The 25,033-nt window shown below is 69.9% G+C and carries 20 protein-coding genes and 1 pseudogene; 3 read left to right on the forward strand and 18 right to left on the reverse strand.

Features of this window, described 5'->3' with window-relative positions:
• A pseudogene (locus tag AB0O76_RS22215) lies at positions 1 to 549 on the reverse strand (hypothetical protein); the annotation flags it as partial.
• 66 nt (positions 550 to 615) lie between these two features.
• Between AB0O76_RS22215 and AB0O76_RS22220 the strand changes: the two are divergent.
• Entirely contained in the window at positions 616 to 1,587 is a 972-nt protein-coding gene (locus AB0O76_RS22220) for an FAD-dependent oxidoreductase (RefSeq protein ID WP_365493864.1), read from the forward strand.
• A 48-nt stretch (positions 1,588 to 1,635) separates the two neighbouring features.
• On the opposite strand, the gene AB0O76_RS22225 is transcribed toward AB0O76_RS22220, so the two are convergent.
• The 3 genes from AB0O76_RS22225 to AB0O76_RS22235 all read right to left on the reverse strand — a co-directional run bounded on the left by AB0O76_RS22225 (position 1,636) and on the right by AB0O76_RS22235 (position 6,718).
• Positions 1,636 to 3,264, reverse strand: coding sequence for a BCCT family transporter (locus AB0O76_RS22225; RefSeq protein ID WP_365494417.1), 1,629 nt, complete (start codon positions 3,262 to 3,264; stop codon positions 1,636 to 1,638).
• Between the two features lie 176 nt (positions 3,265 to 3,440).
• Positions 3,441 to 4,721, reverse strand: a complete 1,281-nt coding sequence (locus tag AB0O76_RS22230) for a M14 family metallocarboxypeptidase (RefSeq protein ID WP_365493867.1) — start codon at positions 4,719 to 4,721, stop codon at positions 3,441 to 3,443.
• On the reverse strand, positions 4,718 to 6,718 hold the full coding sequence (locus tag AB0O76_RS22235; RefSeq protein ID WP_365493870.1) for a Xaa-Pro dipeptidyl-peptidase: 2,001 nt from the start codon (positions 6,716 to 6,718) through the stop codon (positions 4,718 to 4,720). Before AB0O76_RS22235 ends, AB0O76_RS22230 begins: the two co-directional genes overlap by 4 nt.
• A gap of 195 nt (positions 6,719 to 6,913) precedes the next feature.
• Here AB0O76_RS22235 and AB0O76_RS22240 point away from each other — a divergent pair, with 195 nt between their 5' ends.
• Positions 6,914 to 8,410 (forward strand): M1 family metallopeptidase, encoded by a 1,497-nt coding sequence (locus tag AB0O76_RS22240; protein ID WP_365493874.1) that lies wholly within the window; start codon positions 6,914 to 6,916, stop codon positions 8,408 to 8,410.
• A 60-nt stretch (positions 8,411 to 8,470) separates the two neighbouring features.
• Here the strand turns inward: AB0O76_RS22240 and AB0O76_RS22245 are convergent, their stop codons facing one another.
• From AB0O76_RS22245 to AB0O76_RS22280, 8 genes are all read right to left on the reverse strand, one after another.
• Positions 8,471 to 8,968: a DUF3291 domain-containing protein gene (locus AB0O76_RS22245; protein WP_365493877.1), complete on the reverse strand. Its 498-nt coding sequence runs from the start codon at positions 8,966 to 8,968 to the stop codon at positions 8,471 to 8,473.
• Between the two features lie 32 nt (positions 8,969 to 9,000).
• The gene (locus AB0O76_RS22250; protein ID WP_365493880.1) at positions 9,001 to 9,681 is read right to left on the reverse strand and encodes a helix-turn-helix domain-containing protein; all 681 of its coding nucleotides are present in this window, start codon (positions 9,679 to 9,681) and stop codon (positions 9,001 to 9,003) included.
• Between the two features lie 9 nt (positions 9,682 to 9,690).
• Entirely contained in the window at positions 9,691 to 10,593 is a 903-nt protein-coding gene (locus AB0O76_RS22255) for an oxygenase MpaB family protein (RefSeq protein WP_365493882.1), read from the reverse strand.
• Positions 10,594 to 10,706: 113 nt separating this feature from the next.
• Complete coding sequence (locus AB0O76_RS22260) at positions 10,707 to 11,486, reverse strand: alpha/beta hydrolase (protein ID WP_365493885.1); 780 nt, start codon at positions 11,484 to 11,486, stop codon at positions 10,707 to 10,709.
• Positions 11,487 to 11,653: 167 nt separating this feature from the next.
• Positions 11,654 to 12,133, reverse strand: coding sequence for a hypothetical protein (locus tag AB0O76_RS22265; RefSeq protein ID WP_365493888.1), 480 nt, complete (start codon positions 12,131 to 12,133; stop codon positions 11,654 to 11,656).
• 94 nt (positions 12,134 to 12,227) lie between these two features.
• A complete protein-coding gene (locus AB0O76_RS22270) occupies positions 12,228 to 12,707 on the reverse strand; it encodes a macro domain-containing protein (protein ID WP_365493891.1) in 480 nt (159 codons plus the stop codon).
• Positions 12,708 to 12,750: 43 nt separating this feature from the next.
• Positions 12,751 to 14,217, reverse strand: coding sequence for an amino acid permease (locus tag AB0O76_RS22275; RefSeq protein ID WP_365493894.1), 1,467 nt, complete (start codon positions 14,215 to 14,217; stop codon positions 12,751 to 12,753).
• 180 nt (positions 14,218 to 14,397) lie between these two features.
• Positions 14,398 to 16,209: an AMP-dependent synthetase/ligase gene (locus AB0O76_RS22280; protein WP_365493897.1), complete on the reverse strand. Its 1,812-nt coding sequence runs from the start codon at positions 16,207 to 16,209 to the stop codon at positions 14,398 to 14,400.
• A 133-nt stretch (positions 16,210 to 16,342) separates the two neighbouring features.
• Here AB0O76_RS22280 and AB0O76_RS22285 point away from each other — a divergent pair, with 133 nt between their 5' ends.
• Positions 16,343 to 17,077: a MerR family transcriptional regulator gene (locus tag AB0O76_RS22285; protein WP_365494420.1), complete on the forward strand. Its 735-nt coding sequence runs from the start codon at positions 16,343 to 16,345 to the stop codon at positions 17,075 to 17,077.
• A gap of 22 nt (positions 17,078 to 17,099) precedes the next feature.
• Here the strand turns inward: AB0O76_RS22285 and AB0O76_RS22290 are convergent, their stop codons facing one another.
• The 6 genes from AB0O76_RS22290 to AB0O76_RS22315 all read right to left on the reverse strand — a co-directional run bounded on the left by AB0O76_RS22290 (position 17,100) and on the right by AB0O76_RS22315 (position 24,990).
• On the reverse strand, positions 17,100 to 17,792 hold the full coding sequence (locus tag AB0O76_RS22290) for a hypothetical protein (protein WP_365493900.1): 693 nt from the start codon (positions 17,790 to 17,792) through the stop codon (positions 17,100 to 17,102).
• 142 nt (positions 17,793 to 17,934) lie between these two features.
• Positions 17,935 to 20,106, reverse strand: coding sequence for a 3-hydroxyacyl-CoA dehydrogenase NAD-binding domain-containing protein (locus AB0O76_RS22295; protein ID WP_365493902.1), 2,172 nt, complete (start codon positions 20,104 to 20,106; stop codon positions 17,935 to 17,937).
• A gap of 265 nt (positions 20,107 to 20,371) precedes the next feature.
• Positions 20,372 to 21,586, reverse strand: coding sequence for an acetyl-CoA C-acetyltransferase (locus AB0O76_RS22300; RefSeq protein ID WP_365493905.1), 1,215 nt, complete (start codon positions 21,584 to 21,586; stop codon positions 20,372 to 20,374).
• 71 nt (positions 21,587 to 21,657) lie between these two features.
• A complete protein-coding gene (locus AB0O76_RS22305) occupies positions 21,658 to 22,800 on the reverse strand; it encodes an acyl-CoA dehydrogenase family protein (RefSeq protein ID WP_365493908.1) in 1,143 nt (380 codons plus the stop codon).
• A 10-nt stretch (positions 22,801 to 22,810) separates the two neighbouring features.
• Positions 22,811 to 23,836 (reverse strand): LLM class F420-dependent oxidoreductase, encoded by a 1,026-nt coding sequence (locus AB0O76_RS22310; protein ID WP_365493911.1) that lies wholly within the window; start codon positions 23,834 to 23,836, stop codon positions 22,811 to 22,813.
• Positions 23,836 to 24,990: a CaiB/BaiF CoA-transferase family protein gene (locus AB0O76_RS22315; protein ID WP_365493913.1), complete on the reverse strand. Its 1,155-nt coding sequence runs from the start codon at positions 24,988 to 24,990 to the stop codon at positions 23,836 to 23,838. The genes AB0O76_RS22310 and AB0O76_RS22315 overlap by 1 nt, the downstream gene beginning before the upstream one ends.
• Positions 24,991 to 25,033: the final 43 nt, after the last annotated feature.

A 25,033-nucleotide genomic window follows, 5' to 3' on the forward strand; every position in this document is an offset into this window, starting at 1 on the left:
GCCGTTGCTGATCGTGGTGCCGCTCCCCCCGCTGAAGTCCTCGCCGGAGACGAGTTCGTACGTGGTGATCCCCGCCATCGACACACCGAAGACCAGGCCGAGGGCCTCACGGTATTCGGCACCCTGGAAGCGGAAGGGCCCTATGCCGTGGTAGCCGTTGAGCTCCAGATCGGCCCGCTCGGCGGTCTGCCAGGCGAAGTCACACCACACATAGGCATCCTCTCCGTCCGGCGCCCGCTCGATGACGGCGGTGACCGCCCCGCATTCCAGGCCCTCGCATTCGGGGCATCCGTAGATGACGTGCCGGCCGTCGAGCAGTGGCGCCTCCGTTTCCAGGAGAAGTCCGCGCACATGATGGGTGAAGATCGCGGGTGGTACGTCGGCGGCGAGGGGGGATACGGCGTCGAGGTCGGAGAGCTGGAAGAGCAGCGGTCGTCCGTTCACGATGAAGTCGACGAAATCCCGGTGGACTTGGTAGTCACCGTTGGCGAGAACTCCACCGGCGCGCATGGCCGGTGCCAGACCGAAGGTCGCGTACTCGGCAGACATGGTGTGAGTATCCCCATCTGAGACGTGATGTGAGCACGGCATGACACATTCCGCTACGTTCCTGGGATGGACGAGGCGCATGGCAGCGATGTGATCGTGGTGGGCAGTGGTGTCATCGGTCTGACGACCGCTGTCCTGCTCGCCGAACAAGGGCGCCCGGTGCGGGTGTGGTCGCGGGAGCCCGCCGAGCGCACGACCTCGACGGTCGCGGGAGCGCTGTGGTGGCCCTACCGCATCGAGCCCGCCGAGTCCGTCGCCGACTGGTCCCTCCAATCCCTGTCCGTGTACGAGGAGTTGGCGACGCGGGCCGACGAGACCGGCGTACGCATGGTCGATGGCGTACAAGGCGAGACGTGCCTGGACGAGCTCGGGCCGTGGGCGGCCCGGGTGCCGGGGCTGCGGACCGCGAGCCGCGCCGAGTACGACGGTCCCGGCGTGTGGGCGCGGCTGCCGCTGATCGACATGCCGGTGCATCTGGGGTGGCTGCGCGAGCGTCTCGCGCGGGCGGGCGGGACCGTGGAGGCGCGCACGGTGGAGAGCCTCGCCGAGCCCCTTGCCGAGGCGCGGTGCGTGGTCAACTGCTCGGGGATCGGGGCGCGGACGCTGGTGCCGGACGCCTCGGTGCGGCCGGTGCGGGGGCAGTTGGTGCTCGTGGAGAACCCCGGGGTGCGGACGTGGTTCGCCTCCGCGGCCGCCACCGCGCACACGTCGACGTACTTCTTCCCGCAGCCGGGCCGGCTCGTGCTCGGTGGCACGGCGCAGGAGGACGACTGGTCGTTGGAGCCGGATCCCGCGGTGGCCGACGCGATCGTGAAGCGGTGCGCCGCGGTGCGGCCCGAGATCGCGGGGGCGCGGGTGCTCGACCACCGGGTGGGGCTGCGGCCCGCACGCCCCGCGGTGCGGATCGAGCGTCAACTCCTCGGCGGCGGCCGGGTGCTTGTGCACAACTACGGCCACGGAGGTGCCGGGGTCACGGTGGCGTGGGGCTGCGCCCAGGAGGCGGCGCGTCTCGCGAACGGGACGGCCGCCTCCTCCTGAGCGGAGAGGATCAGCCTGAACGGAACGGGTCAGGCTGAACGGAAAGGATCAGCCGGACTTGACCGGGTTCCCCTCGGACTCCGATTCGCCCCCGTTCTCGACCGGGCCGATCTGGATCTCGAAGTCGCCGTCGTACTGCGCGTGACCCGCGATCACGGCCTTCTCGACGGCTTCCGTGCCGTGCTCGCCCCGCACGATCAGCGGGTCGTGGCGCAGGTCCCGCATCAGCGCCACACACATCCCGATCATCACCAGGGTGAAGGGCGCCGCGACAAGGATCGTCAGATTCCGTAGCCCGGTGAGGGCGTCGTCCGAGCCGTCCCCGATGAGCAGCATGATCGCGGCGACGGCGCCGGTGACCATGCCCCAGAACACGACGACGAGCTTGCCCGGTTCGAGCGCGCCCTTCTGGGAGAGCGTGCCCATCACGATCGAGGCCGCGTCGGCACCCGAGACGAAGAAGATGCCCACCAGGATCATCACGAGCAGGCTCGTGAAGGTGGCGATCGGGTACTCGTGAAGGAGGCCGAAGAGCTGGGACTCCGGGGTGTCCTGGCCCTCCAGGCCGCCGCGGTCCTTGACCGTCATCGCGCTGCCGCCGAAGACGGCGAACCAGATGAGGCTGACGGTGCTGGGGACGAGAATGACGCCGCCGACGAACTGACGGATCGTACGGCCCCTGCTGATCCTGGCGATGAACATGCCGACGAAGGGCGTCCAGGAGATCCACCAGGCCCAGTAGAAGACCGTCCAGCCGCTCAGCCACTCCGCGACGCCCTTGCCGCTCGATGCCTCGGTGCGGCCCATCAGCTGCGGGAGGTCGTCGAGGTAGGCGCCGAGCGAGGTCGGCAGCATGTCCAGCATGATGACGGTGGGGCCCGCGATGAAGACGAACACCACGAGGAGCCCCGCGAGCACCATGTTGATGTTGGAGAGCCACTGGACGCCCTTCTCCACACCGGAGACGGCGGACGCCACGAAGGCCAGGCTCAGTACGGCGATGATGGTGACGAGCAGACCCGTGCCCGCGTCGTCCATCCAGTCGAGGACCTCGATGCCGGCACCGATCTGCAGGGCGCCGAGACCCAGCGACGCGGCGGAGCCGAAGAGCGTCGCGAGGATGGCCAGGATGTCGATGACCCTGCCCCAGGTGCCCTGGGAGTGCTTCTCACCGATGAGGGGCGTGAACACGGCGCTGATGGTCTGCCGCCGACGACGCCGGAACGTGCTGTACGCGATCGCCAGGCCCACCACCGCGTAGATCGCCCACGGGTGGAGCGTCCAGTGGAAGAGGGTGGTGGCCATGGCCGTTTCCATCGCCGCGGCGGAGTCGGCGGGATCCGTGCCCGGCGGGGGCGTGGTGAAGTGGGCGAGCGGCTCACTCACTCCGTAGAACATCAGGCCGATGCCCATGCCGGCGCTGAACATCATGGCGACCCACGACACGGTCCGGAACTCCGGCTCCTCGCCCTCCTTGCCGAGGGTGATCTTCCCGTACCGGCTCATCGCCAGCCAGAGCGCGAAGACCACGAAGGCGCTCGCGGTCAGCATGAAGAACCAACCACCGTTGGTCATCAGGCCGTTGAGCGCGTCCGTGGAGACTTCCTCCAAGGAGTCCGTCGACACGGCGCCCCAGACCACGAAGGCCAGGGTGAGCACGGCGGTCACACCGAACACGATCCGGTCGGTCTGTGGAGACCGGCCGCCGGAGGAGAGCGCCGGATCTGGCGCCTCTCCTCCGCCGTCCGCTTTCTGCAGGTCTTGCGTCACAAGTGCACCTTTCACGGATTTCGTATTCGTACAATCTCTGTGCTCCGCTACCCACTACCACACGTGACGCACCACTCAACTGCTCAACAGGCAGTGTCGGGCCGACCTGTGACCAGGTGATAAGGAGCACGCTCGTCCAGGAGCAGCGGCACGAGGGCGCGCGCGGACTGCCGCAGCGGCACGTACGCACCCGAACCGTCCCGCTTCGCCTGCACTCCGTGCAGGGCGAGTTCGTCCTTGATGTCGCCGTACTGCGCGGCGTCGAGCCGGTAGCAGGCGGGCGGGTCCTGGATCACCTCGGACGGTTCGGCGGGGTCGTTGTCGGCGCCGCCGATGTAGACGGGACCGCTGTCGCGGAACCCTTCGACGCGGGCCGCGCCGGTGGCGGCCTCCAGCTGGCCGCGCCGCTCGTCGGCGTAGGCGAACAGGCCGCCCAGAGCCGAGAGTTGGGACTTCACGCGGCGGCGGTTGTTCAGCGCCTCGTCCTTCTTCTCGGCATCTGTGAGCGGATCGACCCGGCTCTCGATGAGCAGGCCCGCGGCGTGCTTGATGCCGGAGACGTTGCGCAGGATGCGCTCCTGGCCGTCGCCCGCGGTCTGCTTGATGGGTTCACCGGTCACGGGGTCGGTCCAGATCCCGTACGTCCCCGTCGTGTAGCCCGACTTGTTGGCGGCCGGCCTGACGTAACCCTCCGACAGGGTCTTCGCCTCGCCGTGGACCGCCTCGTCGGTGTTGAGGTTGCGCGGCCACAGGTCGAAGAGGTCCTTGTCGTAGTACTTGGGGGTCGCGCCGTACTCGTGCAGGTCGTAGATGGCGTCGGGCTTCCGGTCGCGGATGACGGCGGCCATCGTACGACCCTCCGCCGTCCGCAGCGCGATGTGGTCCCGGTTGATGTCGACGCCGTCGGAGTTGCCGCGGGTGTCGGCGGCGCGGCCGTCCGGGTTGGCGGTGGGGACGACGAGCAGGGTGGTGCGGGAGAGGAACGCGCGGGTCTGCTTGTCCTTCGCGTACGCCAGGTCGCGGATCGTCGACAGACACGCCTCACGGCCCGACGGCTCGTCGCCGTGCTGGCTGCAGATCAGCAGCACCGTGTTCTTGGCGGGCCGGTCGCCGATGCGCACCAGTTGGAGCGGCCGGTTCTGCTTGGTGGTGCCTACGCGGGCGACGGATACCCGGTCGGTCGACCTGTCGACGGCGGCGAGGAAGTCCTGCTCCTCCGGCTGACTGGTCCAGCGCGCGCCGTTCGTCTCCTCGAATCCGGTACGTGGCGGGGTTCCCGAGGCCTGCGCGGGCGCGGTCAGGAGCGGTGCGGCGAGCGCGGCGGTGGCGCAGGCAAGGGCCAGGGTGCGGATGCGGGGTCTCATGAAGTGCTGCCTCCCGGGACGGGGCGGAACGGACGCGGCGGGGCCACGCCGTCGAGACGGGATGCGCGGGGGGTGACGTCTGGTGAGGTGGTGAAGGCACCTGCGCCGCCGACGAGCGGGACCTTCGCCGACGTACGGGCGAGGTCGATGGCGAGGGTCGGGGTGTCGGCAGGGGGGTCGATGAGGTCCTTGTCGGTGCCCGCGACGATCAGCGCGAGGCGGTGCCCCTTGGGTACGACGTGGTCGCTCGCTGCCAGGTCGAGGGTGATGGTGTGCGGCTTGCCCGGCGTGAGGGGGCGGCCCTGGTGGTCGTCGGCCCAGTTGCCGAGGTCGGCCCAACCGCGGCTGAAGACCGTGTAGTCGACGTCGGCGGTCTTCGCCTTCGTCTCCTTGAAGCAGGAGCTGTCGCCGCCGGTGCTGGCGCCCCAGCAGGTGCGTTCGGTGAGCGTGGTGATGCCCTCGCCGGCGCTCGCGTAGTCGCGGATGGTGTCGGGTCCCAGGTCGACGAGGACCGCGGAGAGGTGGGCGGTGCGGGTCGTCGGCGTCGCGGTGACGGTCACTTCGGAGGAGCCGGAGAGCCGCAGGTCGCGGCCGAGCGGGCGGCTGATGAACCCTGCCTTCGCGGGGGTCGAGGTGTCGATCTGCGCGGCCCAGTCGGTCTCGCTCAGCTTCGGGTCGTCGGTGAAGGTCTCGCTGCCGGTGCCGGGGCGGGTGCCGAGGGTGCCGACGCCGGGTGAAGTCCCCTTGCCGGGGCGGAGTTTGACCGTGTCCGTGGCGCGCGGGGGCCAGACGCGGTCGGTGGTCCACCGGTCGGGTGCGCGCTCGATGTCGGCCATCGGCTCGCGGTCGATGCCGTTGTCGTAGCCGAGGAGTTCATGGTCGAACCAGCGGTGCAGGGTGCGCACCCATCCCCAAGCTCTCGGCTCCGCTCGAGCAGGGGAGACCCCACTGCCGCGGCGGAAGTCGAACGGATCGACGTGGCCGGTCTGGCTGAGCCACACCTTGCGGTCGACGCCCGCGTCGGCGAGCGCGTCCCACCACTGACCGAAGTGCTTCATCCGCACGTTCAGGTCCTGCATGCCGTGTACGGCGAAGACGCTGGCCTTCACCTTGTCGGCGTCCGGGACGTGGTCGCGCTCGCTCCACAGCCGGGTCCAGTCGCCGGTGCGGGGCGCCCCGTCGATGAGCCGCTGCTGTACGGCGCCGCAGCGGGCCCGTGCCTCGGGGCTCTCCACGTAGTCCGAGAGCCACTCGGGGCCGCTGTCGTAGAGCGGGGCGCCCTTGGCGAAGTAGTAGTCGTACCAGGAGGAGATGGCGCCGATCGGGACGATCGTCTTCAGGCCCTCGACGCCGGTGGCGGCCACGCCGTTGGCGACGGTGCCGTCGTAGCTCTTGCCGATCATTCCGGTGGCGCCGTTGGTCCAGGTCGCCTTGGCGGACTGGCTTCCTGTCCGGGTCGTGTAGCCGCGGGCCCGGCCGTTCAGCCAGTCGACGACGGCCTTGGCGGACTGGACGTCGGAGCGGCCGCCGACGTCGACGCAGCCGTCGGAGCGGTTCGTTCCCGCGAAGTCGACGGCGACGAAGCCGTAGCCGCGGGGCACGAAGTAGTTGTCGTAGTAGAGCGGCATCTGGACGACGTCGCCGTTCGCGTCGTACGTCTTCTTCTGGCTCTCGTTGCCGCGCCCGCAGCAGGAGTAGTACGGGCTGGCATCCATGATCACGGGTATCTTCCGGCCCTGTTGGGCCGGTTCGCGGGGCCGGACGATGTCGACGGCGACCCGGTCGGTCTTCCCGTCGTCGTCTCCGTCGATCTTTGTGTCGACCCAGACGGCTTCGCGGATCGCGCTCTCGTACGAGTAGACGGGCTTGCTCTCACGCGGGGCGCTCGGCGCCCCTTGTGCGGCGCCCGGGGACATGAGGGTGGCCATCAGGGCGGCCAGGGCCGCCGTCACCAGGGATCTCCGGATCAAGCGTGTGCGTCGCGCACGTATCGGCATGGCGCGGAAGGTACACCGGTCAACTCCCGTGCGACAGAGGGCAGTACGCGGCCGCGACAGGTTCGTGGGGCGTACTGGCACATGTCGGCCGAATGGCGATCGTGTGACAGCAGCGGCCATGGACATGACCCGTGACCGGAGGGCTCAATAAGGTCGAACCCATCTACCGATGTGCCCCTACGACTTGGAGCTCTTGTGCACCGCAGACTCATCGCCCCTGGCGCGCTCGCGGCCTCTCTGCTGCTGGCGATCCCGGCATCGGCCGCCGACTTCACGCCCGGGGCGCCGGGGATCGGCGATCCCTATTACCCGGCGAGCGGCAACGGCGGCTACGACGTGTCGCACTACGACCTGCGGCTGAAGTACCAGCCGAAGACCGATCTGCTCGAAGGCACGGCGACCATCAACGCCACCACGACGCAGGACCTGTCCCGCTTCAATCTCGACCTCGGCCTGAAGGTCAGCGAGGTGCGGGTCAACGGCAAGAAGGCGGCGTTCAAGGCCACCGGCGAGCAGGAGTTGGAGATCACCCCGGCGGCCGGACTGCCGAAGGGCACGCCGATCACCGTCGTCGTCCGTTACGCGGGCAAGCCGTCCGAGGTGAAGATCAACGGCTTCACGGCCTGGGCCCGCACGCCGGACGGCGGTGTCGCCGCACAGGAGCCGGAGTCGGCGGCCTGGTGGTTCCCGTCCAACGACCACCCGCTCGACAAGGCGACGTACGACGTCTCGGTCTCCGTGCCGGACGGCTCGCAGGCCATCTCCAACGGCGTGCTGCAGTCGCAGAGTTCGAGGCTCGGCTGGACGCGCTTCAACTGGCGCTCGAACAAGCCGCAGGCCAGCTATCTGGCGACGCTCGCCGTCGGCAAGTTCGACATCACGACCGACAAGACGGCGGACGGTCTGCCCGTCCTGAACGCCTACAGCAAGGACCTCGGCGACAACGCCGGGGCCGCGCGGGCGAGCATCGAGCGGTCGACCGAGGTCGCGGAGTGGCTGGAGACCGTCTTCGGCAAGTACCCCTTCAACGCCCTGGGCGGGTACGTCCCGAACGTGACGAGCGGCTTCGCCCTGGAGACGCAGACGCGGCCGTTCTACAGCCCGCGGCAGTTCGCCAACGGGTCCAACGTGTCGGTCGTCGTGCATGAGCTGGCCCACCAGTGGTACGGCGACAGCGTGTCGGTGGACGGCTGGAAGGACATCTGGATCAACGAGGGCTTCGCCCGGTACAGCCAGTGGCTGTGGTCGGAGAAGGAGGGCGAGGGCACGGCGCAGGAGCTGGCGGACTACGTGTACGCGCAGCACCCGGCCGACGACCCGTTCTGGAAGGTGAAGCCGGGCGACCCCGGTCCGGAGAACCAGTTCGACATCGCCGTGTACGACCGTGGGGCGCTGGCCCTTCAGGCGCTGCGCAACGAGATCGGCGAGGAGGACTTCTCGGCGATCCTGAAGGGGTGGCCGAAGGAGCACGCGTACGGCAACGCGAAGGTGGGTGACTTCGTCAAGTACGCGGAGAAGGTGTCGGGTAAGCCGCTGGCTTCCCTCTTCGACACGTGGCTGTACCAGCCGGTCCGGCCGGGCGCTCCTGCCGCGCGGGATGCCGGGGTCTCGCGTACCGCGGGGGTTCCGGCTGCGCCGAAGTCCTGGAAGTCCATTGCCGCGACGAACGGTGTGCACGGGCACGGGCACTGAGACTGAACCGCCGCTTCGCGGCGGATGTTTCCCGCCCACCCACCCGATTGCCCCGCGTGATCAGTTGTGGGTGGGCGGGCCCGTCGTCGTCATCGCGGCCTCCTCGTCTGTGTACGCCGAGGCAAACGTGAACGCCCGCGGGGACGGCCCGTGCGACCGCAGGTGCGCGAGGCGCTCCAAGGCCTCGTCGACGGTCGGGAGGTGGCCCGCTGGGACCCACCACATCACCAGGTGCGCCTCGACGTGCCGCTGGAACCATTCGCGGCGCCGCCGCATCACCTCCAGGTGCCCGCTGCGGTAGGCGAAGTCCCACAGGGCCTCCTGGGTCTCCCACACCGTCAGGTTGACGATGACGTCCTCGCCGGCGGGGCGCAGTTCGGTGGCGTCGGCCGCCCCTTCCTCGACGAGCCGCCACACGAAGCCGGGCGCGGCGTCCGCGGCGGCGTTGACCGGGTCGAGCAGCTCGACGAACGGCGCCATGCGCGGGTCGTCGAGGGGATGGCGGAGCGTGGCGACGTTGAGCTGGGCTAGGTGGGCGGCAGGCAGGGATGCGGTCATGGCCTCATCCCAGCACGGCGCGCTTTTCTATGTCAATCGTCATTGTTTTTAGAATCTTCGACCACCACGCAGCACTCCCCCGGCCGCGCGTCCATGCGGGCATGGACGGGGCCGTCCGTGCCGAGCAGCCCCTCCAGGAGTGCCAGATTCATGCCGCAGACGAGCGGCGGGAAGCGTTCGGCGACGGCGTGGAAGGGGCAGTTGCGCATACGGACGACGGGTGCGGCCTCTCCGTCTGCCCCCTCGGCGCCTTCAAGGTGCGGTTCGTAGCCGCGGGCGGCCAGCGTCTTCATGGCCTCTTCGAGGTCGCCGCAGGGCGCCGCCGAACCGCGCAGCGCCTCGCCCCTGCGGCGCGCTGCCGCGTAGAGCCCGGCGTCGAGCCCTGCCTCATCGGCGGCCTCGGCGAGCAGGTCGGCGGCGGTGCGGTAGTCGCGGGCGGGCAGCGCAACCGCCCGCTCGGCCCGGGACCGCGTGTACACCTTCGCGGGACGGCCCGCCCCCGGCCCCGAGCGGCCCGTGAGGCGGCGGCTGCCGCTTTCGAGGAGCCCCGCCTCGGTCAGCTTGTCCAGATGGTGCGCGGCCAGCGTGCGCGCAACCCCGGCCGCCTCGGCGGCCTCGTTGCGGCCGACCTCGCGGCCCTGCGCCGCCACGTACTCGTACAGGCGACGCCGCACCGGATCCTGCAGGGCCGCGATCGCATTGATGTCCTCCACCGGGCCATTCTACGAACAACGCAGGTTGGAGATAGAAGGGCGGGACGCTCGTCTCCCGTAGCGACGGCGTTCTCGCCTTCTCGCCTCGCGGGCCAGCGGCAGGTAGCGCAGGCGTTCCGGCAGGAGCGGCACCACCGTGCGGACTGCGCGCCCGAAGCGGCGCAGGCGGCGTTCCTGGGTCATGGTCCAGGGGAGGCCGATCGCCTGCCGCGCGTCCGGTGGCATCAGGCCGATCGTGAGGAAGCGGCGGGAGCGGGCCAGGGGCGGCAGGATGATCGGCCACAGGACGCGCAGCGCGAGGCGCAGGGCGCGCGGACCCCGGTCGGGCGGCGGGAGCGGGCGGTCCACGGCGACCAGTTCCGCGGCGACGGCCGTCAGCTCCAGTTCGTCGGCAAGCACCTTGTCGTAGTACGGCCAGAACTCGTCGAGCGTCTGCGGCATGTCCCGGTCGTGGATCCCGAGGATCCGGCCCACCTGGAGCCACTCCGCGTACAACTGCCGCTCCTGCGCCGGGGTGAAGGGGCGGCCGAAGTACTGCTGCGCGTGCCGGTAGACGGGGAATCCGGTGGCGTGGACCCAGGCGTAGTACGCGGGCGTCAGCGCGTGGTAGCTCCGGCCGTGGGCGTCCGTGCCCTGGATGGTCTTGTGCAGCTCACGGAGCCTGCGGCCCTCCTCGGCCGCGGCCTCACCGCCGTACACCCATGTCTGCAGCGACCGCAGCGAGCGCTCGCCGCGGCCCCAGGGGTCGGTGCGGAAGACGGAGTACGTGTCGACGCCGGCGCCCACCGCGGGGTGCGCGACCTGCATGGTGAGCGCGGCGGGCAGGGCGAGCAGGGCGCGGACGTCACCGGCGATGTCCCAGAGGATCCCGCCGGGTGGCGGCGGCTCGGGGGCGGCCTGGCGCTGTGGCATCACACGACTCCCGGTGGGTGAGCCGACCTGCCGGCCGGTGCCCGGTATGTACGTGTTCCAGTATGCGACGGCCCTGGTCGAGGCGTTCGCCGGGGTGCAGGGCGGAGTCCCGCTCAGCCTGCCGCCGCCGCGTGTGTCTGCAGGATGAGGTCCGTGACCGCGTCCGGCTCGCGCAGGGTCGGGAAGTGGTCGCTTTCGCGCAGGCGCACCAGGCGGCAGCCGGGGATGCGTTCGGCCATCTCCTCGTTGCAGCGGACCACCGAGGGCTGGTCCAGCTCCCCCAGGGCGAGGACGCACGGCACGTCGAGCTCGCCGAGGCGGTCGAAGGCCGGTGGGTCGGGCACGTTGTGCGGCTGGGTGGCGAACCAGGCCGGGAGGACCGCGAGGAGGTGCGCCCTGACCTCGGGGTCGTAGCCGGTGCCCGCCGCCGCCGAGCTGTGCATCAGCAGGCTCACGAGGCCTTCCATGTCGCCCGCCTTCGCGAGCCTGACGAACTCGGCCATGAACTCCTCGGAGAGGAGGTCGGAACGGCCGGTGATGCCCGGCACCACCAGGGCGAGACCCGCGACCCGCGCGGGGTCGTCGAGCGCGAGGCTGATGGCCGTGGCCCCGCCCATGCTCGACCCGGCGAGGACAGCGCGGCCGATCCGGAAGTGGTCGAGGACCGCGCCGAGATCCTCGGCCAGCGAGAACGCGGCGGTCGGGGCCGGCGACCTGCCGTAGCCGCGCGCGTCATAGCGGACGACCCGGTGCCGCTCGGTGAGGCGCGGCAGGATCCCGTCCCAGATGCGGGAGTCTGCGACGCCCGGGTGCAGCAGGACCAGCGGCAATCCGTTGCCGCCGGAATCTTCCGCCCAGAGCTGGCCGCCCTTGACCGACACCATTTGTCCCATGGTGTGAGCCTGCCGGGCCGACGGGGTCGGCGCCAGGCGAAACTTGGCCTCTCCGGCGGGGGCAGCGCCGCCCAGGCGCCGTGGGGGGCACTGCAGTGCGCGGCTACGGGTACGTCGTGGTTGCTCGCGCAGTTCCCCGCGCCCCTGACGGGGCGCCCCGTCCGTCTCTAGCGGCCCGTTGCCGCCTGCGCCGGAATCGGCTCCCCCACAATCCTGCTCGCAAGGTCCGACGCCAACTCGAATACCTGGCCGCGCAGTTCGGCCTCCGCCGATGCACGTTCGGTCTCGATCCTGGCCTGGCCCGACGCCACGAGTTCATCGCGCTCGCGTACGCCGTCCTCGCGGGCGGCGGCGATCAGCGCGGCGCCTTCCTCGCGGGCCCGCTGGCGCACCTGTGCCGCGTCGTGGCGGGCTTCGGCGAGCATCTCTTCCCGCTTGTCGCGTATCCGCTCGGCCTCAAGGCGCAGCTCGGCCGCCGGTCCGCCGGTGACTCCTTCGAGGATCCCGGCGCGCACTTCGAGTACGCGGTCGAGGCGCGGCAGAATGCGCCTGACCAGGAAGAAGACGGAGCCGAACAGCACGGCTGCGGCGGCGAGGTGTTGGGGCTCCGGCTTGAGGGGGCCCAGGTTCATCGCGATGAGCTGCATGCCGGTGACCTACCCGCTCACCCGTGCACAACAACGCACATCTGCAAGGGAGTTGGGTGAGGCTCGTCACGCCCGGCCCGAGGGTGTAGAGGGCTCAGTCCCCGAAGTCGTACACCGTCACGGCGATCCCGCGGGCCGTGAGCCGCTCGGCTATCAGCGGCTCGACCCGGGACCACTTGCCGCCCGCGAGGCCGCAGCCGATGCGCGGCATGTGCACGGAGGCGTCGAGCTCCACCGCCTTGTCGGCGAGCTTGCACAGGGCGGCGTCGATCGCCTCGTAGCGCACGGGGACGCCCTTGCTGCCGGTGCGCATGCCGTGCTGGCCGATCATGTTGGCCACCCACAGCAGCGGTCCGACCTGGACGAACTGGGCGGCGCCCAGGCCGAAGTCGTTCTTGGCGCGCTCCCGGTGCCACCGGCGGTACGCCGCCTCCGGCTCGGGCCAGCGGCGCGACACCGCGACGACGAAGCCCTTGCCCCAGCCGCCCAGGTCGTTGCAGACATGGGCGATCAGCTTGGTGCCCTTGCCGAACGGAGCGGTGGCGTCACCCCGGACATACGTGATCTCCGACATGACGCCACCGTAGGCGTTGCCACTGACAGTGGCCCGCGCGTTGTTACTTGCCGGCCTTCATGAGGGTCTCGGCCTCGCGGTCCACGTTGCGGCGGATCGCGTACCAGCCCGCGACCAGCGCCGCGGCGATGATCGGGATGAGGTAGAGCGTCTTGCGGCCGACCTCGGGGTCCTTCCACATCAGGGCGAGGACGGAGAGGAGGAAGACGATCGTGACGATCTCCGTGACCGGGCTGCCCGGGAGCCGGAAGCCGGGCCTGGTGAGCAGGCCCTCCTTGGCGCGACGGACGAACGCCAGGTGACAGATCATGATGATCACCCAGGTGCTGATGATGCCGAGGGACGCCACGTTCAGGACGATCTCGAAGGCCTGGCTCGGCATCAGGAAGTTGAGGCCGACGCCGAGCACACACACCGCGGAGGTGAGCAGGATGCCGCCGTAGGGGACCTGGCTCTTGTTCATCTTCGCGGTGAACTTCGGTGCCGAACCCGCCATCGCCATCGAGCGCAGGATGCGGCCCGTGGAGTACAGGCCCGAGTTCAGCGACGACATGGCGGCCGTGAGGACCACCAGGTTCATCACGTCACCGGCCGCCGGGACGCCGATCTTGGAAAGCACCGTCACGAACGGGCTCTGGTCCGCCGAGTACACCGACCCGGGGAGCAGCAGCGCGAGCAGGATGACGGAGCCGACGTAGAAGAGTCCGACGCGCCACATGATCGAGTTCACCGCGCGCGGGACGACCTTCTGCGGCTCGGCGGTCTCGCCCGCCGCGACGCCGACCAGCTCCAGCGAGGCGTACGCGAAGACGACGCCCTGCATCACGATCACGACCGGCATGATGCCGTGCGGCAGGAAGCCGCCGTTGTCGGTGATCACGCTCAGGCCGGGCGTCTGCCCGCCGACGTCGTGCTGGGTGACCAGCAGGAAGATGCCGATCAGCATGAAGGCGACGAGAGCCGCGACCTTGACGATCGCGAACCAGAACTCCATCTCGCCGAAGATCTTCACCGAGATCAGGTTGATCACGAGGACGACGGCGAGCGCGATCAGCGCCAGCACCCACTGCGGGATGTCGGTGAAGAAGCTCCAGTAGTGCGTGTAGAGCGCGATCGCGGTGATGTCGGCGATGCCGGTGGTCGACCAGTTGAGGAAGTACATCCAGCCGGCGACGTAGGCGCCCTTCTCGCCGAGGAACTCACGCGCGTACGAGACGAACGAACCGGACGACGGCCGGTAGATGACCAGCTCGCCGAGGGCGCGTACGACGAAGAAGGCGAAGATGCCACAGACGAGGTACGCGACGGCGAGTGCGGGGCCCGCCGAGTGCAGGCGGCCGCCCGCTCCGAGGAAGAGTCCGGTTCCGATCGCGCCACCGATCGCGATCATGTTGACGTGGCGGGCCTTGAGGTCCTTGCTGTAACCGGCGTCGCCGGCATCCGCGGGGGCCTGGGACGCATCTGTGCGGGATGCGTCCAGGGCGGCCGAATCTACGGCGTCCTTGCTCACGGGGGGATCTACTCTCTGGTGCCCGGAAGAGCTCCGGGGTCCGGATGTGCTCCGGTCCACGACACTCCTGAAGTGCGTGGACCGACGCGACACCTTCCCCCAGAGATCCCCGGACATGCGGTGGCGCACATCACATAGCGGCACTTCTCACATGGTGGGCAGGGGGTGTACAGCCGCTGATCAATGGGTGTACAGCCCATTGATAACGTCCTTGTACTTCTCCTTGATGACCCTGCGGCGCAGCTTCAGGGACGGCGTCAGCTCCCCGGTCTCCGGGCCCCACTCCTCGCCGAGGAGCCGGTACCGCTTGATCTGCTCGGTGCGGTTGAGGCGGGCGTTGGCCGCGTCGACGGCCCGCTCGATCTCGTCCCGCACGGCCTCGCTCGCCATCAGGTCGCCCGTGATCCCCCGTGCCGCGGCCCACGCGGGGGCCATTTCGGCGTCCAGGACGAGCAGCGCCACCAAGTAGGAGCGGCCGTCGCCGTGGACGAGAGCCTGGCCGATGAGGGGGTGCTCCTTGAGGGCGTTCTCGACGAGCGCGGGCGAGACGTTCTTGCCCGTCGAGGTCACGATCAGTTCCTTCTTGCGGTCGGTGAGCCAGAGGAAGCCGTCCTCGTCGATCCGCCCGACGTCGCCGGTGGCGAACCAGCCGTCCGCGTCACAGGCCGATTCGACGCCGCCGTCGGGCAGCAGATAGCCGTCGAAGACCGTTCCGCCGCGCACCAGGATCTCGCCGTCGTCGGCGGTCCGTATCTCCAGGCCGTCCAGGGGCTTGCCCACCGATCCGAGCCGGAAGGCGGCCGGGGTGTTGATGGTGACGACGCCGGTCGTCTCCGTCAGGCCCCACGCGTCCATGATCACCAGGCCGAAGCCCGCCCAGAAACGCACGATGTCCAGCGGCATCGACGCCGCCGCGCTCGCCGTCCACACCAGGCGGTCGAACCCGGCCAGGGAGAGCAGCGGACCGAGGACGTTCTCCTTGGCCTCGCGGTACGCCGTCTCGACATCGGCCGGCGCTTCCTCGCCGCGTTCCGTGTACGCCACGCGCGCGCGTACCGCCTCGTTCGCCGCCTCGATCGAGTCCTGCTGCTCCTTCGGCAGCCCCGCCAGCGCGGCCCGTACCGACGCGGCCAGCTTCTCCCACACGCGCGGGACCCCGAAGAACTGCGCGGGGTGCAGCTCGCGCGCGGTCGCTGCGACGGCGTTCGGATCCGCGCACAGGTGCACGTGCGAGGCGCGGAACACCGGCAGGTAGATGCCGAGCATGCGCTCCGCGACATGGGCGAAGGGGAGGTAGCTGATGTGCTCCACGAAGTCGGGGAGTTCGACGACGGAGTCCAGGGCGACGCCGTTGAGGACGACGTTGCGGTGCGTGATGCGGACGCCCTTGGGGTCACCGGTGGTGCCCGAGGTGTAGACGACGGTGAGCGGATCGTCGGCCCGGGACTCGCGCCAGGCCTTCTCGAAGGTGTCCGGGTTGAACAGGCGTCCCCCTGTGGCGTGCAGGGAGCCGTAGGTGCGGTGCGGGCCCGCATCGGCCGCCTCGACGACGACCAGGCGCTCCAGTGGCGCCGTGGCGTCCGCCAGGAGGGGCTCCCAGCGGGCCAGCTCCCGAGCACCCTCGACGATCGCGAAGCGGGCGCGGCTGTGCCGGGCGATGTGCGCTATCTGCTCGGGGGCCGATGTGCCGTACACGGTGACGGGGACCGCGCCGAGGTGGACGAGGGCCAGGTCGCTCAGCCAGTGTTCGGGGCGGTTGCCCATCATCATCAGGACGTGCTCGCCGCGCCGCACTCCGAGCGCCGCGTATCCGGCGGCCAGGACGGCGACCTTGCGGCGTGCCTCGCGCCAGGTCAGCGTCGTCCACTCCTCTTCGGGGGTGGTGCGCCAGGAGAGTGCGGGGCGGTCGCCGTGGTCCTCGGCGTTGCGGAGCAGCAGGGCGGGGAGTGTGGTGTCGGCGGGTTCCCCGGGAAGTCGCAGGATCGTGGTCATGACCGCCTCCTGGCGTCATCGACGAAGCAAGTGACTGGCCGGGACGCTTTCACAACAGTGGTGAGACAGCAATACTGTTGCACCGGATCGGTGCACAACCGCACACCTGGGGAGGCGATGCGCTGCCATGACGATGACGACGACGTCGGACACCGACGAGCCGACGCTCACGGTCGACGAACTGGCCGCGCGCGCGGGCGTCACCGTCCGCACGATCCGCTTCTACAGCACCAAGGGCCTGCTGCCGCCGCCGGTGATCGGCCCGCGCCGCGTCGGCCACTACGGCCAGGACCATCTGTCGCGGCTCGCGCTCATCGAGGAGTTGCAGCACCAGGGCATGACCCTGGCCGCGATCGAGCGGTACCTGGAGCAGCTGCCGCCCGATCTGAGCGCCCACGATCTCGCCATCCACCGTGCCGTGGTGGCCTCTTGGGCGCCCGACTCGCCCGAGGAGATCGACCGCGCCGAGCTGGAGCGCAGGGCGGGCCGGTCGCTTGACGACGGGGATCTGGAGCGGCTGGCGGCGATGGGTGTCGTCGCACGGGCCGAGCCGCAGGGGACGTACCGCGTCGATCCGGGGCTGCTGCGGCTCGGCGTGCAGCTGCTCGACGTACCGATCGCGCACGAGACGATCCTCGCGGCGCGCACGGTCCTGATGGAGCACACCCGCTCGGCCGCCCACGAACTGTCCCGGCTCTTCCGCGACGAGGTCTGGGGGCCCTACCGGGAGCGGGAGTCGGACCCGGAGCACGTGGCGGCGATGCGGTCCCTGTCGGCCCATATGCAGCCGATGGTGGTGCAGGCCCTGGTGACCGCGTTCCAGCGCTCCCTCAAGGAGGAGCTGCGGGAGTGGCTCAAGGAGAGCTGAGCCACTCCCGCGAACTCCTTGGCTACACCTTGACGTTGGCCGCGGTGGCGGTCGGCGTCTCGTCCTGCGTGACCTGCAGCATCCGCGTGGCGTAGACCTCGGCGAGGGCGTCGAGGTCCTTCCGCGTGTTCGCCTGACCGGAGTTGTCCCGGATGTCGAGCGTGGCGACGAACTTGCCCTGGAGGATCACGATCCGCTGTGAGGTCTTCATCGCGGGGTTCGTGTACCCGTAGGTGATGCTCGCGTTGCCCTGCGGCGGCCCGTCGAGGACCTTGAGCTCGCGGTGGTTGTTCTCCGCGTAGCTCTTCCAGGCGTGGAAGGCGCGCTCGGCGGCCGTCCCGTTCTTGTACACGATCAGGTCGTAACTGGCGCTCTCGGCCTTGTCGCTGGTGCGATAGCCGACCTGGCCGTTGGCGACGGCGCCCTTGCACTTGCCGCTCGGGTCCTTGCACACCGACGGCTTCTTGGCGGCGCTGTACGGCTTCGTCGAGACGGTGCGCAGGGCGGCGGGCATGGTGTCGAGGGGCGGCAGGATCGCCTTCGCGTCCTGGGCGCCGCTCAGCGAACCGGCTCCCTTGCCCGCGGATCCGCCGCCCGTCGCGCCGCCGATGGTGCGGCTGTGCGACGAACCCGAACCCGACTTGTGCTTCTTGTTCTTCTTCTTGCCTCCGCAGCCCGTCAGGGCGAGCGAAAGGACCAGCACTCCGACGCCCACTGCTCGCGTCGTTCCCCCAGTTGTCAACCGCACAGCGGCCATCCTCCGTTTGTCGTGATCATGCTCTACGGCAGGATACGACGCCGGAACCGGGGCCCGGGGTTCCGCCCCCTTGAGGGCGAAACCCCGGGAGATGACCGAGTCAGGCGTCGCTGAACTGCTCGCCCTGCTCCGCCTTCTCGACAAGCAGCGCGGGCGGCGCGAACCGCTCCCCGTAGCGGTCGGCCAACTCACGTGCGCGTGCCACGAATCCGGGCAGGCCACCTTCGTAGCCGTTGATGTACTGGAGCACGCCACCCGTCCAGCCGGGGAAGCCGATGCCGAAGATGGAGCCGATGTTGGCGTCGGCGACGGACGTCAGGACGCCCTCTTCAAGAAGACGCACGGTGTCGAGCGCCTCGGAGAAGAGCATCCGCTCCTGCATGTCCGCGAACGGGATCCCGGCCCCCGGCTTGGCGAAGTGCTCGCGCAGGCCCGGCCAGAGACCGGCGCGCTTGCCGTCCACGTACTCGTAGAAGCCCGCTCCCCCGCTGCGGCCGGGGCGCTCGAACTCGTCGACCATGCGGTCGATGACGGAGTCCGACGGGTGCCCGGCCCAGGTGCCGCCGGCCTCCTCGACGGCGCGCTTCGTCTCGTTGCGGATCTTGCGCGGCAGGGTGAGGGTCAGCTCGTCCATCAGGGAGAGGACCTTCGCCGGGTAGCCCGCCTGGGCAGCGGCCTGCTCGATGGACGCGGGCTCGATGCCCTCGCCGATCATCGCGACGCCTTCGTTGATGAAGTGCCCGATCACGCGCGAAGTGAAGAAGCCCCGCGAGTCGTTGACGACGATCGGCGTCTTGTTGATCTGGCGTACGAGGTCGAAGGCGCGGGCCAGCGCCTCGTCCCCGGTCCGCTCGCCCTTGATGATCTCGACGAGCGGCATCTTGTCGACGGGCGAGAAGAAGTGCAGGCCGATGAAGTCGACGGGCCGCGTGACGCCATCGGCGAGCTGGGTGATGGGCAGCGTCGAGGTGTTGGAGCACAGCAGCGCGTCCGGCTCGATGACATCCTGGATCTCCTGGAACACCTTGTGCTTGAGCGCGGTGTCCTCGAAGACGGCCTCGATCACGGCGTCGCAGCCCGCGAGGTCCTGCGGGTCGGCGGTCGGCGTGATGCGGGCGAGCAGCGCGTCGGCCTTCTCCTGGGTCGTGCGTCCCCGCTGCACCGCCTTGGCGCACAGCTTCTCGGAGTACGCCTTGCCCTTGGCGGCGGCTTCGGCGGACACGTCCTTGAGGACGACCTCGATGCCCGCGCGGGCGCAGGAGTAGGCGATGCCCGCGCCCATCATTCCGGCGCCCAGGACGGCCGCCTTGCGGACCTTCCTGGGCTCGATGCCCTTGGGGCGGTTGGCGCCGGAGTTGACGGCCTGGAGGTCGAAGAAGAACGCCTGGATCATGTTCTTGGCGGTCTGCCCGGTGACCAGCTCGGTGAAGTACCGGGCCTCGATGGTCAGCGCGGTCTCGAAGTCGACCTGCGAGCCCTCGACGGCGGCCGCGAGGATGTTGCGCGGGGCCGGGTAGGGGGCGCCGTTCGTCTGCTTCTTGAGGTTGGCGGGGAAGGCGGGCAGGTTCGCGGCGAACTTCGGGTTGGCCGGGGTGCCGCCGGGGATCTTGTATCCCGGCTTGTCCCAGGGCTGCTGCGACTCGGGGTTGGCGTCGATGAAGACGCGGGCCTTCTCGAGCATCTCCTCGCGGGTGGCGGCCACTTCGTGGATGAGGCCGTTCTCCAGGGCGCGCTTCGGGTTGTACTGGGTGCCCTGGAGCAGCACCTTCAGGAGCGCGTCCGCGATGCCCATCAGGCGCACGGTCCGGGCCACGCCGCCGCCCGCCGGAAGCAGTCCGAGGGTGACCTCGGGCAGGCCGATCTTGGAGCCGGGCGCGTCGAGCGCGACGCGGTGGTGGCTGGCAAGGGCGATCTCGTAACCGCCGCCCAGGGCGGCGCCGTTGATCGCGGCGACGACCGGCTTGCCCAGGGTCTCGATGCGGCGCAGGGAGCCCTTGATGGCGGTGCCCGTCTCGAACGCCGCCTGGGCGTTCTCGGGGCCGACCTGCATCATGTCCTTCAGGTCACCGCCCGCGAAGAAAGTCTTCTTCGCGGAGGTGTAGATGATGCCGCGGATGGAGTCCTTCTCGGCCTCCGCGCGGTCGGCGATGGCCGCGATGGAGTCCTTGAACGCCTGGTTCATGGTGTTCGCGGACTGGTTGGGGTCGTCGAGGACGAGGGTGACGACGCCGGTGTCGTCCTGTTCCCAGCGGATGGTGGTGCTTTCGGTCATGTCCGTGTCTCCGTGAAGTCTGTTGCGGTGGGCGCTTGGCAGTGGCGGGGTCCGGGGAGGGCGGTGCTGTCTCGTTGCCGACTTGACGCCGGTGGGGGCTGGTCGCGCAGTTCCCCGCGCCCCTGAAATGCGCACTGCGTGCGCCATTTCAGGGGCGCGTATCGGGGAAGGCGGCGGCGAAGCCGCATGCCTTCAGGGGCGCGGGGAACTGCGCGAGCAACCACGACGCACCCGCGGTCGGCGACGGCCCCCAGCCCCAGCGGCGCTAGACCCGTTCCACGATCGTCGCGATACCCATGCCGCCGCCGACGCACAACGTGGCCAACCCGTACCGGAGGTCCCTGCGCTCCAGCTCATCCACCAGCGTGCCCAAGATCATCGCCCCGGTCGCGCCCAAGGGATGCCCCAACGCAATCGCACCGCCGTTGACGTTCACCTTGTCCAGCGAAAGACCCATGTCCTTCACGAAGCGGAGCACCACCGCCGCGAAGGCCTCGTTGATCTCGACGAGGTCGATGTCGTCGATGGTCAGACCCGCCTTGGCGAGCGCCTTGCGCGCGGCCGGGGCGGGACCCGTGAGCATGATGGTCGGCTCGGAACCGGAGACGGCCGCGGAGACGATCCGGGCGCGCGGCGTGAGTCCGTAGCGCTCCCCGACCTCCTTGGTGCCCACGGCGACGAGCGCCGCGCCGTCCACGATGCCGGAGGAGTTGCCCGCGTGGTGGACGTGGTCGATCTTCTCGACCCAGTGGTACTTCTGCAGCGCGACGGCGTCGAAGCCGCCGAGGTCGCCGATGTCCTTGAAGGACGGCTTCAGCTTGGCGAGCGAGTCGGCGGTGGTGCCGGGCCGCATGTGCTCGTCGTGGCCGAGGACGACCAGACCGCTGCGGTCCTTCACCGGCACGACGGACCGCTCGAAGCGGTTGTCCTTCCAGGCGGCAGCGGCGCGCTCCTGGGACAGGGCCGCGTACTCGTCGACGTCACGCCGCGTGTAGCCCTCGACGGTGGCGATCAGGTCGGCGCCGATACCCTGCGGCACGAAGCCCGTCTCGTAGTTGGTCATCGGGTCGGCGAACCAGGCGCCGCCGTCCGAGGCCATCGGAACGCGCGACATCGACTCGACACCGCCCGCGAGGACGAGGTCCTCCCAGCCCGAACGCACCTTCATCGCGGCCATGTTGACCGCTTCCAGACCCGAGGCGCAGAAGCGGTTCTCCTGGACGCCCGCGACGGTGTCGGGAAGACCGGCGGCGATGGCCGCGATGCGCGCGATGTCGGAGCCCTGGTCACCGACGGGGCCCACGACGCCGAGGACGATGTCGTCGACGGCCGCCGGGTCCAGGTCGGGGAACCGGGCACGGATCTCGTGGATGAGGCCGACGACGAGGTCGATCGGCTTGGTGCCGTGCAGGGCGCCATTGGCCTTGCCGCGTCCGCGCGGGGTGCGGATCGCGTCGTATACGTACGCTTCGGTGGTCAAGACGGAAGCCTTTCGCATGGAACTTGAGGGTGAGGGTGAGGGGCAGCCGGGGCAGTCGGCTCGGACGGTGCTCAGGCGAGCAGGGAGCGGCCGATGATCTCCTTCATGATCTCGGTCGTACCTCCGTAGATCGTCTGGATGCGGCCGTCGGTGAAGGCCTTGGCGACGCGGTACTCGGTCATGTAGCCGTATCCGCCGTGCAGTTGGAGGCAGCGGTCGGCGACCCGCTTCTGCAGTTCGGTGGCCCACCACTTGGCCATCGAGGCGTGCACGGCGTCGAGTTCCCCGTTCGAGTGATCGACGATGCAGCGGTCGAGGAACGTACGGGTGACCGCGCACTCGGTCGCCATCTCGGCGATCTCGAAGCGGATGTGCTGGAGCTTGGAGAGCGGGCGCCCGAAGGCCTCGCGCTCCTTGACGTACGTCGTGGTGATCTCCAGGAGGTACTCGGCGGCGGCGATCCCCGCGACGGCGATGCCCATGCGCTCCTGCGCGAGGTTCGTCATCAGGTGGATGAAGGCGCCGTCGAGCTCGCCGAGGAGGTTCTCCTTGGGGACGCGTACGTCGTTGAAGAACAACTCGGCGGTGTCCTGGGACTTCTGGCCGATCTTGTCGAGGTTGCGGCCGCGCTCGAAGCCCTCCGTGCCGCGCTCGACGACAAGGAGGGACAGGCCTTTCGCGCCGCCCTCCGGGGAGGTCTTGGCGACGACGATCACGAGGTCGGCGATGATGCCGTTCGAGATGAAGGTCTTGGAGCCGTTGAGCAGCCAGTGGTCGCCCTCGTCGGTGGCGGTGGTGCGGATGCCCTGGAGGTCGGAGCCCGCGCCCGGCTCGGTCATCGCGATGGCCGTGATGATCTCGCCGGTGCAGAAGCCGGGCAGCCAGCGCCGCTTCTGCTCGTCGGTGGCCAGCGAGGTCAGGTACGGGCCGATGATGTCGTTGTGCAGGCCGATCGCGAGTCCGGGCGCGCCCGCGCGCGTGAACTCCTCGGCTAGGACCGCGCTGTAGCGGAAGTCGGCGTTCCCGCCGCCGCCGTACTCCTCGGGCACGGCGAGCCCGAGGAGCCCCTGCTTGCCCGCCGCCCGCCACGCGTCACGGCTGACGATGCCGTCCTTCTCCCACTCCTCGTAGTGGGGCAGCACCTCCTTGGCCAGGAACGTGCGGACGGTCTCGCGGAACGCTTCGTGTTCGGCGGAGAAGATCTGACGCTTCACCTATGGCCTCCTAGAGCCAGCCCTTGACGGTCTCGATCGACTTGGCCGGCTCGGGGCCGACGGGAATGACGTTGAGCATCGTGACGCCCGCCTCACGGAAGGCCTCGACACGCTCGCGTACGTAACCGGCGGGACCGCACAGCGACATGAGCTCGCAGAACTCGTCGGGGACCGCCGCCTCGGCTTCCTTCTTGCGGCCCGACAGGTACAGCTCCTGGATGCGCGCGGCCTCCCGCTCGTAGCCGTACGCGACCGCGACGTCGTTGTAGAAGTTCTTCCCCGGGGCGCCCATGCCGCCTACGTAGAGGGCGATTTTGGGGCGCGCCAGATCCCGTGCGGCGGCCGCGTCCTCACCGATGGCGAGCAGCCCGCCGGCGACCGTCTGCAAGGGTCCGAGCGCCGGATCGCGCTTCTCCTTGCCCTCGGCGAGCGCGGCGCCCCACACCTGGTGGGCCTTTTCCGGGATGAACAGGGTGGGCAGCCAGCCGTCGGCGATCTCGGCGGTCATCCGGACGTTCGCCGGGCCCAGGGACGCGATGTACAGCGGCACTTCGGAGCGCACCGGCTTGGTGAGGATCTTCAGCGGCTTGCCCAGCTTGCCGCCCTTCTCCGGGGGCAGCGGCATGTCCGTGACGCCGTGGTGGTCGATCACCTCGCGGCGCAGGATGCGGCGGGTCAGCTCGACCGCCTCACGGGTGCGGGCGAGCGGCTTGTCGTAGGGCCTGCCGTGCCAGCCCTCGACGACCTGCGGGCCCGATGCGCCGAGCCCGATGATCGCGCGGCCGCCGGAGATCGCGTCGAGTCCCGCGGCCGTCTGGGCGATGAGGGCCGGGGTGCGCGAGTAGACGTTGAGGATGGCGGCGCCGATCCGCATGCGCTCGGTGCGTGCGGCCAGGTAGCCCATGATGGTGGGCGAGTCGAAGCCGTACGCCTCGGCGACCCAGACGGCGTCCAGACCCGCGGACTCCAGGGCGGCCACGTCGTCGGCGGCCTGCCGCGCGTCGCCCTCGTAGGCGAGCGGTGTGGAGAGCTGCATCAGTCGGCTTCCTTCGTCGGTGCGTCGGTCGGGGCGAGCGCAGGTACGTCCCAGTCGCGGGCCACGTCCGCGGTGTCGGCGCCGGGCTCGGCGGGGCCGCGGCGGATGTCCGTCGGGGTCGCCGAGAAGCGGGGCGCGGGGGCGGGCTGGGTGATACCGCCGTGGTCCACGAAGGTCCCGCGGGCGGCGAGATGGGGGTGACCGGGGGCTTCGCGCAGGGAGAGCACCGGCGCCACGCACGCGTCGGAGCCCTCGAAGACGGCCGTCCACTCGTCGCGCGTACGCGCCTTGAAGCGGGCCGCGACGGCCTCCCGCAGCTCGGCCCAGCGCGCGATGTCCTTGCGCGGCGGCGCCTCGTCCGTCAGTCCGAGCAGCGCGGTGAACTCGTCGTAGAACTGCTGCTCCAGCGCACCGACGGCCATGTAGCCGCCGTCCGCGGTCTCGTAGTTGCCGTAGAACGGGCAGCCGCCGTCCAGGAGGTTGGCGCCCCGCCGGTCCTGCCAGCCGCCGGCTGCGAGCATGCCGTGGATCATCGAAGTGAGATGCGCGGTGCCGTCGACGATCGCGGCGTCCACGACCTGCCCGGTGCCGTGCACGCGCGCGTGGTTGAGCGCGGCGAGGATGCCGACGACCAGGTAGAGCGAGCCGCCCGCGTAGTCGCCGACGAGGTTCGCCGGGACGGTGGGCGGCTCGTCGGGAGCGCCGATCATGCCGAGGGTGCCGGTGATCGCGATGTACGCGATGTCGTGCCCGGCACGCTGGGCGAGCGGGCCCTCCTGCCCCCAGCCGGTCATCCGGCCGTAGACGAGCCTCGGGTTGCGGGCGTGGCAGTCGGCGGGCCCGACGCCCAGGCGCTCGGCGACGCCGGGACGGTAGCCCTCGATGAGGACGTCGGCGCGCTCGACCAGGTCGAGTACGCGGTCCGCGCCGTCCGCCGCCTTCAGGTCGATGATCACGGAGCGTTTGTTGCGGTTGGTGATGTCGTACTCGGGATTGACCGCGAGAGAGCCGCCGCCCGGCCGGTCGACACGTACGACATCGGCGCCGAGGTCGGCCAGGAGCATGGCCGCGAACGGCCCGGGCCCGATGCCCGCGAGCTCCACCACGCGCACTCCGGCGAGTGGACCGTGAACGCCCTTGTCCGGCACTGCCATTGAGCCCCCAGCTCTGTGACACAACTGATGTAACACCAGTGAT

It is taken from the genome of Streptomyces sp. NPDC086554, from assembly GCF_040686095.1.
Taxonomy (GTDB): domain Bacteria; phylum Actinomycetota; class Actinomycetes; order Streptomycetales; family Streptomycetaceae; genus Streptomyces.